At 65.0% G+C, this 16695-nt stretch carries 9 protein-coding genes; 7 read left to right on the plus strand and 2 right to left on the minus strand.

Annotated features, from left to right (window positions below):
• Nucleotides 1-4 precede the first annotated feature (4 nt).
• From ABQE93_RS23460 to ABQE93_RS23470, 3 genes are read left to right on the plus strand one after another with little or no spacing between them, the layout of a single operon-like run.
• Complete coding sequence (locus tag ABQE93_RS23460) at nt 5-793, plus strand: glutamine amidotransferase (protein WP_448410830.1); 789 nt, start codon at nt 5-7, stop codon at nt 791-793.
• Nucleotides 793-2004 carry an NADH:flavin oxidoreductase/NADH oxidase family protein gene (locus ABQE93_RS23465; RefSeq protein ID WP_448412466.1) on the plus strand — a complete coding sequence of 404 codons (1212 nt, stop codon included), beginning with the start codon at nt 793-795 and terminating at the stop codon, nt 2002-2004. The genes ABQE93_RS23460 and ABQE93_RS23465 overlap by 1 nt, the downstream gene beginning before the upstream one ends.
• Nucleotides 2005-2035: 31 nt before the next feature.
• Nucleotides 2036-2695: an alpha/beta hydrolase family protein gene (locus tag ABQE93_RS23470; protein ID WP_448410854.1), complete on the plus strand. Its 660-nt coding sequence runs from the start codon at nt 2036-2038 to the stop codon at nt 2693-2695.
• A gap of 4 nt (nt 2696-2699) precedes the next feature.
• Here ABQE93_RS23470 and ABQE93_RS23475 read toward each other — a convergent pair whose 3' ends face one another.
• Complete coding sequence (locus ABQE93_RS23475; RefSeq protein ID WP_448410832.1) at nt 2700-3980, minus strand: glycosyltransferase; 1281 nt, start codon at nt 3978-3980, stop codon at nt 2700-2702.
• A 106-nt stretch (nt 3981-4086) separates the two neighbouring features.
• On the opposite strand from ABQE93_RS23475, the gene ABQE93_RS23480 reads away from it, so the two are divergent.
• Nucleotides 4087-4737, plus strand: a complete 651-nt coding sequence (locus ABQE93_RS23480) for an MBL fold metallo-hydrolase (RefSeq protein ID WP_448410833.1) — start codon at nt 4087-4089, stop codon at nt 4735-4737.
• Here ABQE93_RS23480 and ABQE93_RS23485 read toward each other — a convergent pair whose 3' ends face one another.
• Complete coding sequence (locus tag ABQE93_RS23485; protein ID WP_448410834.1) at nt 4738-13851, minus strand: BTAD domain-containing putative transcriptional regulator; 9114 nt, start codon at nt 13849-13851, stop codon at nt 4738-4740.
• A 125-nt stretch (nt 13852-13976) separates the two neighbouring features.
• Here ABQE93_RS23485 and ABQE93_RS23490 point away from each other — a divergent pair, with 125 nt between their 5' ends.
• The 3 genes from ABQE93_RS23490 to yaaA all read left to right on the plus strand — a co-directional run bounded on the left by ABQE93_RS23490 (nt 13977) and on the right by yaaA (nt 16687).
• The gene (locus ABQE93_RS23490; RefSeq protein WP_448410835.1) at nt 13977-15113 is read left to right on the plus strand and encodes an alkaline phosphatase family protein; all 1137 of its coding nucleotides are present in this window, start codon (nt 13977-13979) and stop codon (nt 15111-15113) included.
• Between the two features lie 211 nt (nt 15114-15324).
• Nucleotides 15325-15909 (plus strand): NlpC/P60 family protein, encoded by a 585-nt coding sequence (locus ABQE93_RS23495; protein ID WP_448410836.1) that lies wholly within the window; start codon nt 15325-15327, stop codon nt 15907-15909.
• Nucleotides 15910-15940: 31 nt separating this feature from the next.
• Entirely contained in the window at nt 15941-16687 is a 747-nt protein-coding gene (gene yaaA / locus ABQE93_RS23500; protein ID WP_448410837.1) for a peroxide stress protein YaaA, read from the plus strand.
• Nucleotides 16688-16695: the final 8 nt, after the last annotated feature.

Consider the following 16695-nt stretch of genomic DNA (forward strand, 5'->3'; position numbering starts at 1 on the left):
ATGGGTGCGACACCCCGCGGGCTCAGCTGGCTCGCGGGGTGCCGTGCATTTAACGCATCGTCCGTTTCTGCTGCTGTCGATCCGCGGTGAGGACGAAGCCGCCGACGACGAGTACCTGGCGATGATGCGTTTCGGTGGGCTGGACGCCACCGGCCTGCACCGGATCCGGCTGACGCACCGCCCGCTTGGGCCCGTCGACCTCGCCGACTGGTCGGGCGTCATCCTGGGTGGCGGACCCTACAACGTCAGCGATCCGGCCGATGCCAAATCGGCCGTGCAACAACGCGCCGAGTCCGAGCTGCTGGCGTTGATCGCGCGCATGGTGGAACAGGATTTTCCGTTCCTCGGATGTTGTTACGGCGTCGGCACGCTCGGCACCGTCATCGGCGCGACCATCGACCGCACCTACACCGAACCGGTCGGCGGAATGCGGATCACCGTCACCGAGGAGGGCCGCGACGATCCGCTATTTGCCGATCTGCCAGAGGCTTTCGACGCCTACGGCGGGCACAAGGAGGCCGCCTCGCAGCTTCCCCCGGATACCGCATGCCTGGCGACGTCGCCGGATTGTCCGGTCCAGGCGTTCCGCGTCGGCCAGAACGTCTACGCCACACAGTTCCATCCCGAACTCGACATCGGCGGCATCTTCACCCGCATCACCGTCTACAAGAACCACGGTTACTTCGCGCCGGAATCCGCAGAAGCGTTGAAAGAAGCTGCGCGACAGTGGGATGTGCAGTACCCGCCGATCATCCTGCGGCGGTTCGTCGAACGGTACACTCGGCCGGCATGATGCTTGCACAGCCGCTCGAATTGCCCTGTGGCGCAGTGTTGCCGAACCGTGTCGCGAAGGCGGCGATGAGTGAGCAGCTGGCGACGCTCACCGGTAAACCCACCCGTGCACACGTGCGGCTGTATGACACCTGGGCGCGCAGCGGATGCGGGCTGGTGGTCACCGGCAACGTGATCGTCGACCGCGCCGCGGTGTCCGAGCCGCGCCAGGTCGTCGTCGAGGACCGCCGCGACATCGAGACGTTGCGAGCCTGGGCGGATGCCGCCCGGTCCGACGGCGCGCACTGCTGGATGCAGCTCAACCATGCCGGACGGCAGATACCCCGCAGTTTGTCCAGCCGTCCGCTCGCTCCGTCGGCGCAGGAGATGACGAGCCTCCGGGGTGGCTTCGCGCGGCCACGAGCGTTGACCGTCTACGAAATCGAGGGTTTGGTAAAGCGTTTCGCGCGCAGCGCACAGATCGCTGTGCACGCCGGCTTCGACGGTGTGCAGATCCACGCCGCCCACGGCTATCTCATCTCACAGTTCCTGTCGCCGCTGACCAACCGGCGCGACGACATGTGGGGTGGCGACGCCGCGCGGCGCAGACGCTTTCTGCTTGCGGTCATCGATGCGGTCCGCGGCGCGGTCGGGCCGAAGGTGCCGGTGGCCGTCAAGCTCAACAGCTCCGACTTTCAGCGCGGCGGCTTCGACGAGGAGGAGTCGATGGCCGTCGTCGACAGCCTCGGCGATGCGGGTGTCGATCTACTGGAGATATCGGGCGGCACGTTCGAGTCGACGGCGATGATGACCGGGGCGGCGGAGTCGACCCGCGCGCGGGAAGCCTATTTTCTCGACTATGCCGAACGCGTACGGGCACGCGCACGTATGCCGTTGATGCTGACCGGAGGTCTGCGAAGCGCCGCGGCGATGGAAGCCGCGCTGGCGTCCGGTGCGATCGACGTATGCGGTGTGGCTCGGCCGCTGGTACTCGAACCGGATATCGCGCAGCGCTTGGTGGCCGGTAATGGTGCGGTGAGCACGGCCCGACCGCGGCGGGGCCGCATTGCTCGGTTCGCCGGAGCGGCCGAAACCATCTGGTACACCGAGCAGATCCACCGCATCAGCCGGAACCGCACCCCCAGATCAGGGCGCAGCGTGGAAGCCGCGATGGCCTCATATCTTGCGGCAAGTACGCTCGACGCGCTGGTGCGCCGCGTCTTGGTCCGTTAGTTCCACGCGTCGGCGGGGAATGCCTGTGTCCATGGAGACAGCCGAATACGCTCCGGGCCGGCAGGTCGATCTCTGGGGCGAGCAAGGACAACGCACCGTTCTGATGTGGCACGGGGCGCAGACCGACGCTCGAGAGACGATGCGTCCGCTCGCGCAACGGGTGGCGGACCGCGGCTTCACTGTGGTGGTGCCCGACTGGAATTCGCAGGCCGACGACCGTGGTCGCGCCGATCTGCTGGGCTCGCTCGAGTTTGCGCGTGGTCGCTGTGCGAACCCCGACGCGCTGGTGCTGGTCGGATGGTCGCTAGGTGGGCTCGCCGCGGCCGGGGCGACGATCCATGCCGGGGCGCTTGGCGTGCGGTTCACGCGCACCGTCTGCCTGGCTGGTGCGTTCGTGGTGGCCGACCCGATCTCGGGAGAAGCCTTACCGACTGATCTGTCCGGATATGACCGCTCACCTATGACGCTGTTGCACGGCATCGGAGATCAGATCGTTCCGGTGACCGTCAGCCGCGACTTCGCGGAGACCTTGCGCGCCAATGAGTGGCCCGTCGAACTGGTCGAACTCGACACCGACCATGCGGCGATTGCGGGCGCGGCCCACGACGCAGTCGCTGATCGCTATATACCGGCCGAGGATTCGCAGGCGTTGGCCGTCGCCGATGACGTTGCTGCGCGAATTGTGCAGTGAGCGGTTAGAGTTCGGATGCTCTGGTGGTGGCGGTGACACGCTGCGCGATGGTGCCCAGCGCGTCGGAGGCGACGATGTCGCTGCCGATCCGGTGTGCCGCTGCGCGGTAGGAGGATTCGCTGAGCACGTCCGTCACCGCCGCTCTGATCTGCGTGGACGTCGGCGTAGCGGTGCCGAGGTTGACGCCGGCACCCGAGTAGGCCACCCGGGCGGCCACTTCCGCCTTGTCAGACGTCTCCCCCGCGATGACCAGCGGAATACCTTGGCGCAGCGCGTGATGCACGCCGCCGTAGCCGCCGTTGGTCACGACGGCGTCGACGTGCGGCAGCAGCATCGAGTACGGGATCCAATCGGTGACGAACGCGTTTCGCGGAAGGTCTGCGGTCATGGTTTGTTCAACAGGGCGACCTGTGGTTGCGACAACGGCGACGTCTGTGCCCTCGAACGCCCGCAGCGTGGGGCCGATCAACTGGTTGATGTTCCGGTTGTCGAAGGTGCCCTGAGTGACGTGGACGACGGTCGGGGCCGCGATGATCTCGTCCCACCACGGCGGCGGCTCGAAACGTTCGGAGTTGTCCGGTATGACAGGTCCGACGAAGTCGACGTTGGCGGGCAGGTCGCTGCGGGGGTACTCGAATCCGGGCACGGTCAGCTGCAGCAGCCGGTCGGCCAGCCGGGGCCAGTCCGTGAGCGGTACGGGCAACGGTGGTGTGCCGCAGCGGGCGAGTGCGTCGTTCAGGTCGGCGTGAATTCCGCGCAGGAGGAACTTCCGGACCACGTCGTTCATCGGTTGGTAGTCCGTTCCGGGCTGCGGTTGCCACGCCATTCCGAAGGGTGGGGTGTCGGCGCTCGTCAGGGTGAGCGGGCCGACGCCGACGGCCAGAATTTGTGGGCGCGGCTGCTCGCCGAGCACCAGGGGCAGCACCCCGGTGAAGGTCAGATCGGCGAGCACCGTGTCGACGGGCTCCTTTTCCAGCACTTGGTTGAGTGCGTGGAACTGGGCGGTCAACGGCTCGACGAAGGTCGAGCGTATCTCGGCCATGCCAAGCAGGTAGCGGCGCAACAGCTTCGGTGCGTGCAGTACCCAGGGCGATGGTGGTTCGACGGTAGGCCCGGAGCGGTCGAGCGCCTGCAGGGGCAATCCGGCGCGGCGAACGTCGTCGCCGAACTCGGAGCCGGTGATGAAAACGACGTCGTGGCCGTGGTCTTTGAGGCGGGTGGCGATACGCAACATCGGAGCGACATGTCCGGCCAGCGGACTGGCGGCTACCACGATTCGACCCAAGACCTCACCTTTCGACTGCCTACGGATTACCAGGGTCATATGGACTCAAACGTGACTTCGATCAAGTATTGACCTCAACAAAGGTTGAGATTGCAGGCTGGGGAGCATGAGTAGCACATTGACACCCATCCGTGATGATCTGTTCCAGACGCGAATGGATTCGCCGTTCCCTGGTTTGACCACGCACGCCTACTTGTGGCGTCGGCCGGCCGGCAACGTATTGTTCTACAACCCTGCCACCGACGCGGAGTTCGACGCGCTCGACTCGCTTGGCGGGGTGAGCGCGCAGTACCTTTCGCATCTCGACGAAGCCGGACCGAACCTCGCCCGAATCTCGGAGCGGTTCGGGCGGCGCCTGCATGCGCCCGCGGCCGAAGTCGACGACATCTCCAAGCACGATCGCGTCGACATTGCGCTGAGCGCGGTGCGACACGTGGACGACAACGGTGTGGAAGTACTTCCGACGCCGGGACATTCGCCGGGAAGTACGTGCTATCTGGTGACCGGTATTCACGGCGATAAGTACCTGTTCACCGGTGACACGATGTTTCCGACCGACACGGGCACCTGGTCCACCTTTGTGGTGCCAGGCCGCGGCGACCCCGCCGCCATGCGCGACAGCCTCAAGCTGCTGGACAGCGTCAGCCCGGACCTCGTGATCTCCAGTGCGTTCGGCGGTGACACGGCTTTCGAGACGGTCGACCGGGCTCGCTGGTCGCAGTGCGTCGAACAGGCGCTGGCAACGGTGCCGGCCTGATCATCTGGGTGGGTCGCTGAGCTCGTCGAACCGTGCGAGCGCGGCGTCGACGTCGGCGCCGTCGAAGAGCTCACATCGGCTGAGCAGATCGCCGTCGAAAGTCAGCAACACGACCTGTCGCCACTCGGCCTCGAAGCCGGTTCGGGAGATCCCCCGCGCCGCGGTGGTGACAACTGCCCCGAGGTTGGTCAACCGATGGACAGCCTCGACCCCAACGGTGAACTCTTCGCCCAGCTCCCACCCGGCGCGAATGTACGGTGTCAGCTCGCCGGTCGCGAATGCGGTCACGCGACGGTGGTCGACACTGACCCAGTCAGGTGTCGTGCGGGGTAACTGGTGTCGGTTCAGTTCAGCGTAATTGGCAGTGACTCGCGACCACGTGTCCGAAAAGGCGGCCGCCTCACCCGCGAGATAGCGCGCATCGAGTTCTTCGAAAGCGGAGTCGACGGCGTCGATATCGAGGATGACGAGCGCTGTCACCCTCTCGTCTGGGTCGACCTCGACCACGCCGAGCCACTCGTTGGAAAACGGCTCGGCGGGCTGATCCTGGCCCGACCACTGGACACGAAGGAGGGCAAGGCCTGCCCCGCGCGTCGCGATGACGTTGCCCGCCACGTCCGCAAAGCCGACGTCGACGGCAGCGCGCAGATCATCGATTTCGGCATCACGACCGTGGCGCAGACCGGCGTTCACGGTCAGCCGACGATCGTCAATGGTGAAGTTTTCGGCGAAGATCTCGCGTATGGCATCCCAGCCGCCGGTCGCGAATGTGTCGCGGAAGCGCTCGACCACTTGGGTCGCCGCATTCTGCAGTTGTGTCACCGCCGAGACGAGCTGATCGAAGCGTGCGAGTGCAGCGTCGAGGTCACACTCGTCGTAGAGCTCCGTGCGACTGACGAGATCCCCGTCCACCAACGACATGCTGATTTCTCGCCATTCGGCTTCGAAGCCTTGTGTCGACGTTCCAGTACCGACATAGGTGACCGCCGCACCATCGTCATTGAGTTGGTGTACGGACTCGATGTAGACCTTGAAGTCGCGCAAGTCGTCCCAGGTCGCCTGGGTGCGCGAGATCAGGTCGCCAGGTACGAACCCGACTGCACCGCGGCGGTGGTCGACGTTCGCCCAATCCGGTGTCACGGCCGGGATTTCGTGCCGGACGATTGCAGCGAATGCTCCCGCGACGACCGACCAGATGCGTGCATGGGGTGCCGCTTCGCCGGCGAGGTAACGCGCATCGAGTTCGGCAAACGCCGCATCGATGTCGGCCGTATCGAATGCGATGAAAGTCGTGATCTTGTGTTGCGGGTCGATGGCGACCAGGTGCAGCACCTCAGCGTGAAAGGCATCGGGTCGGGGGTCGTCACCCCAGAACCGTGCACGCATAAGCGCGAGATACTCGCCACGCATAGCGACGACAGCCGAGGTCGAATTGACTACCCCCATTTGTTCGGTTGTTCGCGCGTGGGCGATCGCGGCGTCCCGGCCCCGCAGACTTCCGGTGCCTACCAATCGACGACGATCGTCCGCGACGAAGTCATCCGCCATGGTTGTTGCCAAGGCTTCCCAATTGCCGCCTGTGTAGGCGCTGTTGAATCGCTCATACACTCGGCTCGCTGCATTTTCGAGTTGTGGTGCTGACCGGGTCAGCTCGTCGAACCTTGCGAGCGCGCTGTCGAGGTCGTGTTCGTCGAACAGTTCGTGTCGACTCAGCTTCGGACCGTCGACCGTTACGACGTCGATCTTCCGCCATTCGGCGTCAAAGCCGTCTTGCGAAGTCCCGTACGCCTTGTGAGTGATCACCGCGCCTTGGTCGCTCAACCCATGAACGGCCTCGATGTAGATGGTCGCCCGCGCTGTGACTTCCCATGCGGCACGAAGGTATTCATGTGGGCTAACACCCGACGCAAACGACACCCCTTGTCGGTGATCGACGACCAAGCACTCACGGGTCGCTTCGGGAAATTCGCGCTGGTTGAAGGCTGCGTAGAGGCCTGAAACAACCGTCCACGTCTGTGCGTATTGGGCTGCCTCGCCGGCGATGTAACGTGCGTCAAGCTCGTCGAACGCGGTGTCGATGTCATCGAGGTCGAACACGACTACAGCCGTCAACCGCTCGACGGCATCCGCTTCGAACAGTTGAAGAATTTCGTACACAGCGCCCTCGGGCGGCCGCTCGGCACTTGAGTAACGGGTATGAGTGAGGACGAGGCGATCGCCACGGGTGGCGATGACATCGAACATCGCGTTCGCGATTCCAACGACGTCCACGGTCGCACGCAGATCCGTAAGCGCGAGTTCCCGACCCTGCCGGAATCCGGCAGTGACGGTGTGTCGACGATCATCGACCACATAGTCGTCTGCGAGCGCCTTGTACATCGCGTCCCAGTTGCGGGCTTCGAAGTCGGTCAAGAAGCGCTGGGCGACACGGCTTACCGCGTTCTCCAGTCGTGGTGCAGGCTGGCTCAGATCATCGAACCTTGCGAGCGCGCTCTCGAGATCTGCCTCCTCGAAAACTTCGTAATGACTGGACGAATTGTTGTCGACCATAAGCAGATCGATGGACCGCCACTCGGCGTCAAAGCCGTCCTGTGATGTACCGGTCGCAAGCCGGGTGATGACCGCTCCGGAATCGTTCAGCGCATGCACCGTCTCGATGTGAAAAACCAGGTTTGGTGTGATGTCCCAAGCGGTACGAAGGCTGTCGATTATGCGACCGGGCGGAAACGCGGTGCCCCTACGGTGGTCCACGCTGACCAAGCCGGGCGTCATCGGAGGTAGCTCGTGCCGGCTTGCGGTGGTGTAGGCGTTCACGATCGCCAACCAAGTGTTCGCGTGCTCGGCTGCCTCCCCGGCAAGGAAACGCATTTCGAGCTCCGCGAAAGCGGCGTCGAACTCGTCGAAGCCAAAAACAACCGCTGCCGCGATTTTTCCATCCACGTTTGTCTCGTAGACAACCAGCACCTCTGTGAGAAAGCCTCCAGATCGTTGATCGGGACGTGAGTGGCTAGACCGTACGAGCGCGAGACGTTCCCCGCGGATTGCGAGAATCGCGGAAGTCACGCTAGTGATGCCCAACGCTGCCGTCGCCCGCATATCGGTGATTGCTTCATCGCGCCCGTGTCGTGTTCCCGCCCCGACGACCAGTCGACGATCGTTGACCAGAAGGTCTTCGGCGATCGTCTGCGCCAAGCGCTTCCAGTCGTTCGCTAAGTTGTAGGTCTGCGCAAGTGCGTAGGCTCGAGTCGCCGCGTTCTCGAGTGGTGGTCCCCGATGCGTGAGATCATCGAACCTGGCAACAGCAGCGTCGAGGTCTGCCTCGTCGAACAGCTCGCAGCTGCCGATACGTTCGCCGTCGACCGATAGCAGACATATCTCGCGCCATTCGGCTTCGAAGTTCTGATGTGTAGACCCCTTGGCGACCTGAGTGAAGACCGCCCCGAAATCAGTCAATCGGTGCACGGCTTCGATGTGCGCCGCCGTGTTTGGGGCGAAGTCCCACATGGATCGGATGTATGTGGCCAGATCACTGGACTGAAACGATACGCCTCGGCGGTGGTTGATAACGCGGATGCGCGTCGTCAACGGCATCTCGTGACGGTTGAACGCCGCATAGTTGCGCACGATGACCGACCATGTTTGTGCGTGGGCGGATGCTTCACCGCCGAGGTAACGCGCGTCTAGTTCCTCGAACGCCGCGTGGATGTCGTCAGGATCGAATGCGACTGCCGCCCTAATCTTGCCATCAGTGTCGACCTCGCCGACGCCGAGCAATTCGGTGACAAGCGCTCCGGAACCCTGATCACCAAATCCGAAGCGGACACGACTGAGGACAAGGTTCTCGCCCCGAGTCCCAACGACAGTGGATGTGACGTTCGTGACCGAGAGATCGGTAAAAGCCCCTATGTCTGAAACCTGGGCACCTAGCCCGTGTCGGATACCTGCGCCCACCACCCGGCGGCGGTCGTCTTGCACAAAGTTGTCAGCCACGATTTCAGTTATTGCATCCCAGTCGCCAGTCGTGAGTTGCACGAAATAGCGCTCCCCAACTCGGCTCGCCCTATTCTCCAGCCGCGGCACCGGGAGAGTGAGTTCGTCGAATCGCGCAATCGCTGCATCGAGGTCTGCCTCGTCGAACAACTCGGCGCGGACGATCCGGTCGGCTTCGACGGTCATGATGTCGACTCCACGCCACTCGGCCTCGAAACCGTCTTGTGAGGTCCCACTCCCCACATGTGTGACGACCACTCCGGCACCCGTCAAGCGGTGCACCGCCTCGATATAGACGTGCAAGTCTGCGGCAAGCTCCCAGGAAGCGCGGAAGTAAGCGGATCCCTCACCGGGCGCCATGGCGGCTACATGCCGATGGTCGACGGTATCCAAGTCTCTCGCCGGGAGCTCGCCGCGGTTGAGTCCGGCATACGTCTGCGCAATAACCGACCACGTGCCTGCATACGGAGCTGCCTCACCTGCGAGGTACCGAGCGTCGAGTTCGGCGAAGGCGGCCTCGAAATTGTCGAGGTCGAAGTCGACCTTGGCGACCATCAACCCGTCCGTGTCGACCTCGGTGATTTCCAGCCCCTCGACGTAGAAGGCGGCGGTCCCCGTCGCCTGTTCTGCATATCGCATGTGGCTGAGGCATAAACGATCGCCACGCAACGCGAGAGTCGTCTTTGTGATGTCGACCCCCAGGCCCGCGATCGCGCGAATATTCTTGACCGCTGTTTCGCGATCATTGCTTTCGCGGCGAAGGCCGTGCCGTCGGTCGTCGAGTAGTGTGTCCTCTGAGAACAGCGCACCGACGTCGTCCAAGCGATTGTCGGCATAGAGAGTCAGCAGTCGATCGTCAGCCCGGACCGCCGCGTTCTCGAGCGGCGCTCGCCGATCTGAACCCTCAAGGCGCGTATACGTGGCACCAAGTTCGGCGATCGCGGCGTCCATGTCGTCGGTGTCGAACCACATGTGCAATGCGAGTCGACCGTCTTCGTCGAGGCCATAGAGTTGGAGCAGCTCGTCGCGCGGAGCTCCGGGGCTCACATCAGCAGTGCCGATCTCCAGTCGGGTGAGTGCGAGGCGATCGCCGCGCACGGCGACGACAACGTGACGGTGTCTCAGTGCATCGATCGCGGGATAAGCTTTCGCTTGGCGTAGCCACTCGTCGGGTGGGAGTTCCTGCCGGGGCATCCCGACTACCTTGCGACGGCTTTCGATTGTCACGACCGGTGCGAGTTCCTTCTCGAGCTCACCCCAAGCGCTGCGATCGTACGCCGAATCCAACCGGTGGATTAGCTTCACGCAGGCGTTGTCCAAAACCTCCATCGGCTGGTCGAGCGGTGTCTGGACAGGCGGACGCTCACTACCGAGAATGCGACTCGCTTTCTCGGCAAGTGCCGCAGCGCCTTTCCGTTCATACAGGGCGAGGGCGCGCTCGGCGGCAGCACGGGCCCCTACGGAATCGCCGGCGACACCTGACACCGTCGCCAACGCCAGGCACGCATCGCCGTGATCCACTAGGGCGTCGGTGCGTTCGGCCAATGCGACAGCTTCCTCTGCCGCCCGGCGGGCCTCGTCGTGCGCACCACTGCGCGCCAGCAGCTGTGCCCGAACAGTCCGCCAGGCGATCGACGGCTTCAGCGCGTGACCGGCAAGACGTTCGCTCTCTACGCACAGTTCGTCGGCCTCAACGTCGTTGCCCAACAACAGACACGCCCCTGCCAGCAGCGCGGCGGTCTCTGCAGTGTCGGCGTCGAGGCGCATCCGACGAAAACCGTTGTAGGCCCGCCGCAGATGCGGCTCAGCTGCCGCGGGGTCGTCAGCGACAAGCTCGACTAAGCCCGCAAACTGGTCAACCTCGAGCAACGCGTGCCGCATACCAAGCTCGGTCAGCGTGCGCCGAGCCGAGTCAATCAACTGACGGCCCGCTGCGGCGCGTCCACGAAACGCGTCCAACAACCCTTGACACCTCTTCGACGTCGCCTCCACGGCAGGGGATCCCGTCGTGATTCGCAGCAGCCGAACCACATCGAGACAGCGCCCACCCGCGCGTGGCACAGGATTGGGCCCCCACAGCGCCGCCAGCGGTGCACCCACCAACACCGCGTTCACCCGCCGGTGGTCACGCGCTCTTCGCGCGGCGGTCAGTGCTTGGTCCAACGCGGTTTCGCAATCCGCGATGCGCCCGAGTCGGGCCAGGCATCCCGCCCGTACGGTGTGCGCGTTGGCCTCCCCCGCGGCATCGTCGATTCCGGCTAGCGTCTTGGCCGCCGCCCTCACCGCGGCCTCGATCTCATCCAACCGCTCCGGGTCGGTCAACATCGACAGCTGACCGTCAAAGCAGGTTCCCCAAGCCGTCAGGCGCGTTGAATCCCCTGCTGCGGCTTGTAATTGCTCGACAGCGCCCTTGGCCGACACCACGTCGTTGGCCGCAAGCAGCGCCTCGCAGCGAGCGATCAGCAGCTCGGCTTGCAGTTCGTCGCGGTCTGGCAGCTCGTCGTCGATCTCATCGAGTGCGTGTAACGCTTTGTCGTAGTGGTCGGCAGCGCTTTCGTACGCTAGTCGCGCCATCGCCTGGTCCGCTGCTCGTCGACAGTAGTGAACGGCTTTGGCCGCGTTGCCCGCCCACGCACATTCGAAATAGTGGTGAGCGAGCTCACCGAGGAGATCTTCTGCGTTGGGCTCGGATTCCAGCGTCGCGGCGATGTGTTGGTGTAACCGCATGCGTCGCATCGACGGCAGTTCGGCGAGCAGCGATTGCCGCACGAGCGCATGGTTGAACCGGTAGCAGCCGCCGTGTTCTTCGATGACGATGCCCGCCTTGCCCGCCTCGTCGAAAGCGTCGACAAGGTCCTGGTCAAGTACCCGCTCGACAAGGTCAATGGCGAACCTGCTGCCGATGACGGCCGCTGTGGCCAGCGCCTTGTTGGTCTCGGCCGTGAGTCGGGACAAACGGCGGCTGACGGCTTCTCGAACGCCCTGCGGAAGTGTGGTCGGATCCCAGTGTCCGCCGCTTTCCTCGACGTGGCGCAGCGCCTCGATAAGAAAGAACGGGTTGCCGCCGGTAACCGCAGCCAATGCCCTGGCGAGTTCTTCGTCGTCGTATCCGACCTCGGCGACATACGTCGACACGTCCCGTTCGTCGAGGCCGCCGAGCGCGAGGCGGTCGGCCGAACCGTCACGGTGAAGATCCGCGAGCATCGCGGCCAGCGGATGAGAGCGGTCGAGATCGGTGCTGCGGTACGTACCGACGATTTGGACGCGGGCTCTTTCCCCGAACCGGAGAAGATGGCGCATCAGCAACAGGGTCGGCTTGGCCGCCCAGTGCAGATCGTCGAGAACTAGGACGACGGGCGCACCCGCGGAAGCGATCTCCAACAGCGCGACGACCGCGTCGAAGAGTGCGTAACGTTCGGTGTCAGGGTCGCTGTGGTGCGGGGCGGACAGATCGGGCAGCACATCGCCGAGTCGGGGCACCAATGCAAGCAGTGCCTCGACACCACGTAACCGCCGCAGGCGGTTGGCGCCGATGTTGGGAACCAGCGCCCGAAGCGCTTCGGCGAACGGCTGGTAGTGCGCGCCGAGGTCCTCGTCGCATCGGCCGTAGAGCACGACGGCGCCCCGGTCGTAAGCCTGACGGGACCACTCGCCGGCCAGGCGTGTCTTGCCGACACCGGGTTCCCCGGAGATGAGCACCGCTCGCGTGCCCGCGGCCAACGTCGTCTGCCAGGCGACCAAAAGCCGCCCGAGTTCGTCCCCCCGGCCGACGAACGGGCCGGGCCCAGCAAGCACGGCAGGCAAGGCCGGCCGCTCCATGGGTTCTTCCGTTGACGGGCCTGGGGATTCGTCGACGGCCAGCAGACTCAGTTCGAACACATGCTCTGGGCGCGCGAGGTTGCGTAGCTGGCGCGTCCCGAGATCGGCCAACACCACATCCTCGGGCAGCGAGTCGATGACGAGTTCGGCTGTGGCCCCCGAGCAGAGGATCTGACCGCCGCACGCCAGCGACCGCAGCCTGGCGGCGCGGTTGACCGCTCGCCCGAAGTAGTCACCGTCGCGAAGCTCGACCTCACCGGTGTGTAGAGCCACCCGAATCTGCATTGGCTCCATGAGATTCCAGGGCTCGTGCCGGATCGCCTCCTGCAACTCGATGGCCGCCAGAGCGGCCGATGACGGTCGGTCGAAGACCGAGAACGTCGCGTCACCCTCGCCGCGGGTCTTGATCAGCCGGCCCCCGCGCGATGTAACCACCTGTTCGACGATCTCGTCGTGCCGGGCCAGCGCGGCCGCCATCGCATCCGCATCGGCTTCCCACGCGGCCGTCGATCCTTCGATATCGGTAAGCAGAAAGGTCACCGCGCGCGTCACCGTCGAAAGATGCGGTGACACAGTCACTTCCAAGGCACTGTCCTGTGCGACAATCGCAGCTTCCAGCCGGCGAAGGTCCGGTCCGGGCTCGACGCCGAGCTCGTCGACCAACAGCGCTCGTGCACGTTTGAAGGCGCCGAGCGCTTCGCCCTGCCTGCCGGCTCGGTACAAGGCCAGCATCAGCTGACCCCAACGCCGTTCCCGCAGCGGCGCTTCGGCAACGGCAGCCTCGAGCTCGCCGATGATCTCGGCGGCGCGGCCCGTGGCAAGCACGGCGTCGGCTCGGTCCTCCACCAGCGACGCATGGCCCTCGAGCCAGCGCGTCTTCTCGGATACCCCACGCGGACCGTCCGGCAGTTCCGGAACACCGCGCCAGAGCGTCAGCGCCTCATCGAAATGTGCGACCGCCTGGCTGGCGTCCCCGGCCGCGATGGCGTCGCGCCCCTTGTTGATCGCCGACTTGTATCGGATGGCATCGATCTCAGTCGTGCACAGCGTCCACCCGCCCCCCTGCGTCACGATGAAGCCGTCGCCGAGCGCCCGTCGAAGCGACGAGATATGTGTCTGCAGTGCCTTGGCGGCGGTCCGCGGCGGATCATCACCCCACAGCAGTTCGAGGAGAGCATCGGCGGACACGACCGATCCGCCGTGTAATCCGAGCATCGTGAGGACGGCGCGGGGTTTCGCGCCCGGGATGGTGACCGGCAGGCCGTACTGCCGGACCTGGAGAGGACCCAGGACCCCCAGCTCCACCTGTAGAAGCGTAATCACCGATTCATCGTCAGAACGGCGATTCAACAGACGGTCAAGGCCGGGTAAAGGCAGTTGATTGCCTTGTCAAAGACACTGCCGCCCCCGGCTGTGGCAGGCTCGGGCTCGTGGACTTACCGCAGCCCAACGCCGATCTCCCGCACCTGGCCGACGTGGTGCCGTCAGTGTTCGCCGCGATGGGAGTCGAGGGCTTTGACCACCGCATTCGGCTGCGCGACGGCGTTGCCGGGGCGTGTGTGCTGTTGATCGACGGGCTTGGTGCGCAATTGCTCGACGATCACGTGGCCGACGCGCCAGTGCTGGCCGGTTTGCGAGGGCAGACGTTGCAGGTCGGATTTCCGTCGACGACGGTGGCCGGGCTTGCGGCGTTGGGCACCGGCTGCCGCTCCGGTGAGCACGGCCTCGTCGGCTACTCGTTCCGGCTGCCCGACGTCGGGCTCATCAACCCGCTGCGGTGGCGTCCGCACCCCTGGGGCAACGACCTTCGCGGTGACGTGCCGCCCGAGGACGTGCAACCCCATCCGACCGTCTTCGAGCGGGCCACGTCGGCAGGCGTCGCGGTCAACATCATCTCGGGCGCGGAGTTCACCAACTCGGGTATGACCCGCGCTGCGCTGCGCGGGGGACGGTACGTCGGCGTCCAAGCGCTCGGCGACCTGGCGTCGAACGTCCGAGATACCTTGGCCACCAACGGGTTCTGCTACGGCTACCACAGCGAACTCGACCTTCTGGGCCACCTGTACGGTCCGGGCTCGCAGGCATGGCGGATGCAGTTGCGCCACGTCGACCGGCTGGTCGAGTCGATCCTCGAGGAGATGCCGCCCGGCGGGTTGCTGGCCGTCGTGGCCGATCACGGCATGGTCAGTGCGGAGCCCGCCGACATCGTCGACATCGATAGCCGTAATCAACTGCTCAGCGGTGTGCAGGCCGTCGGTGGCGAGCCGCGTGCACGCCATGTCTACGTCGATGACGGCGCGCTGGACGACGTGCTCGCGGCGTGGCAGGGGGTGCTGGCCGATCGCGCCTGGGTGGTGTCTCGCGACCAGGCGATCGACGCCGGGTGGTTCGGTGAGCGGGTCAGCGACGCGGTGCGGCCGCGCATCGGTGATGTGGTGGCCGCCGCGCGCGGATCTGCCGTGATGGTTAGGCGTGAAGTCGAGCCGATGGAGTCGTCACTGATCGGCCATCACGGCTCGCTGACCTTAGCTGAACAGACGGTGCCTTTGCTGCTGGCGTATGGCTGAGATATGAAGTGCTACAAATCATTTAGTGCACTAAGCGTGGTTTTCGATGTAATTCACTTGTCGGAGTTATCGTTTGGCGAGCCAGCGCCGTAGATCCTCGAAAGACTGCCACCATCAACACTATTCGTGAACTGCGCGATAGTTGTGACAGGTTGTGAATGCGGTCACAGATTTTGCAGGCATAGAAAACGCTCTGTTAACGTCCGACCGCGTGTTTGCTATCGCGACGCTGTTGACACTTGTGAACCAGGTGTCGGGCACGCCGTACGTCACCGGCGGGGACTCTCCCGCCGGTACGGATTGCTCCGGCCTGGTCTCTTGGGTCACCAACGCAGCAACCGGACGGCCGATCTACGGAGATCGGTTCCACACCGGAAATATCGAAAACGCCCTGCTGGCGCGTGGCTTCCAATACGGCACGCAGCCCGGCGCACTGGTAGTCGGCTGGAACAGCGGCCACACGGCGGTGACACTGCCGGATGGCACTCCGGTTTCGGCCGGTGAAGGCGGCGGAGTGAAGATCGGCGGCGGGGGCGCCTACCAAGACCAGTTCACCCGCCACATGTTCCTGCCGATGCCGCCCGAGCAACCGGTTCCTCCCGGCGCGCCTCCGGCTCCGGTGGTGCAGATGGGTGGCATGGTGCCACCGCCACCGCCACCGCCTCCGCCACCTGGCATGGCACCACCGCCTCCGCCACCGGGCATGCCACCGCCTCCGCCTCCCCCGGGCATGCCACCGCCTCCGCCTCCCCCGGGCATGCCGCCACCACCGCCACCCGGTATGCCGCCGGCCTGACCCCGGCCCTCGTCCAGATAACCTCTGCGGCGTGATCGTCCTACTGCCGCCCTCGGAGACCAAGCGAACCGGCGGCGACGGGCCGCCACTGCGGCTGGACGCATTGAGCTGTCCCGAGCTGACGCCGGTGCGTGCCACGTTGATCGATGAACTGGTGGAACTGGCGCGCGATCGCCCGGCGTCTCGTAAGGCGCTCGGGTTGTCGGCGAAGCAGGACGCCGAAATCGATCGCAACGTGGAGTTGCGGACCGCGGCTACCTTGCCCGCGATTCGCCGCTACACCGGCGTGCTGTACGACGCATTGGATATCGCGTCGCTACATGGTGCCGCCGCCGCACGTGCCGGCGAACGGTTGGCCATCGGCTCCGCATTGTTCGGGCTGTTGCGCGCGGACGATCTCATCCCCGCGTATCGGCTGTCGGCGGGCTCCAAGCTGCCAGGACAACCCACGTTGGCCGCTCGGTGGCGGCCCGCGCTGGAACCGACGCTGGCGCGGCTGGCCAAGACCCAGTTGGTGGTCGACCTGCGGTCGGGCTCATACGCATCGCTCGGCAGGCTCGCCGAGGCCGTGCGCGTCGACGTCGTCGCAGAAGACGCCACCGGCGCCCGCAAGGTGGTCACCCACTTCAACAAGGCCCACAAAGGCAGGCTGGCCCGGATCCTCGCGGCCTCTAAGGCCGAACCCGACAACGCCGCCGCCGTCGCCACGATCGCGCGTCGCGCCGGCATGCAGGTGGAGCGTCAAGGAAACGACCTCACCGTCGTCGTCGACGGCTGAGCGCCGCC

Source organism: Mycolicibacterium sp. XJ662, from assembly GCF_053484035.1.

Excerpts from the sequence above, each read along its gene's own strand:
- ABQE93_RS23480 (WP_448410833.1), top strand. The coding sequence starts at position 4,087 with ATGAGTAGCACATTGACACCCATCCGTGATGATCTGTTCCAGACGCGA.
- ABQE93_RS23470 (WP_448410854.1), top strand. The coding sequence starts at position 2,036 with ATGGAGACAGCCGAATACGCTCCGGGCCGGCAGGTCGATCTCTGGGGC.
- ABQE93_RS23465 (WP_448412466.1), top strand. The coding sequence starts at position 793 with ATGCTTGCACAGCCGCTCGAATTGCCCTGTGGCGCAGTGTTGCCGAAC.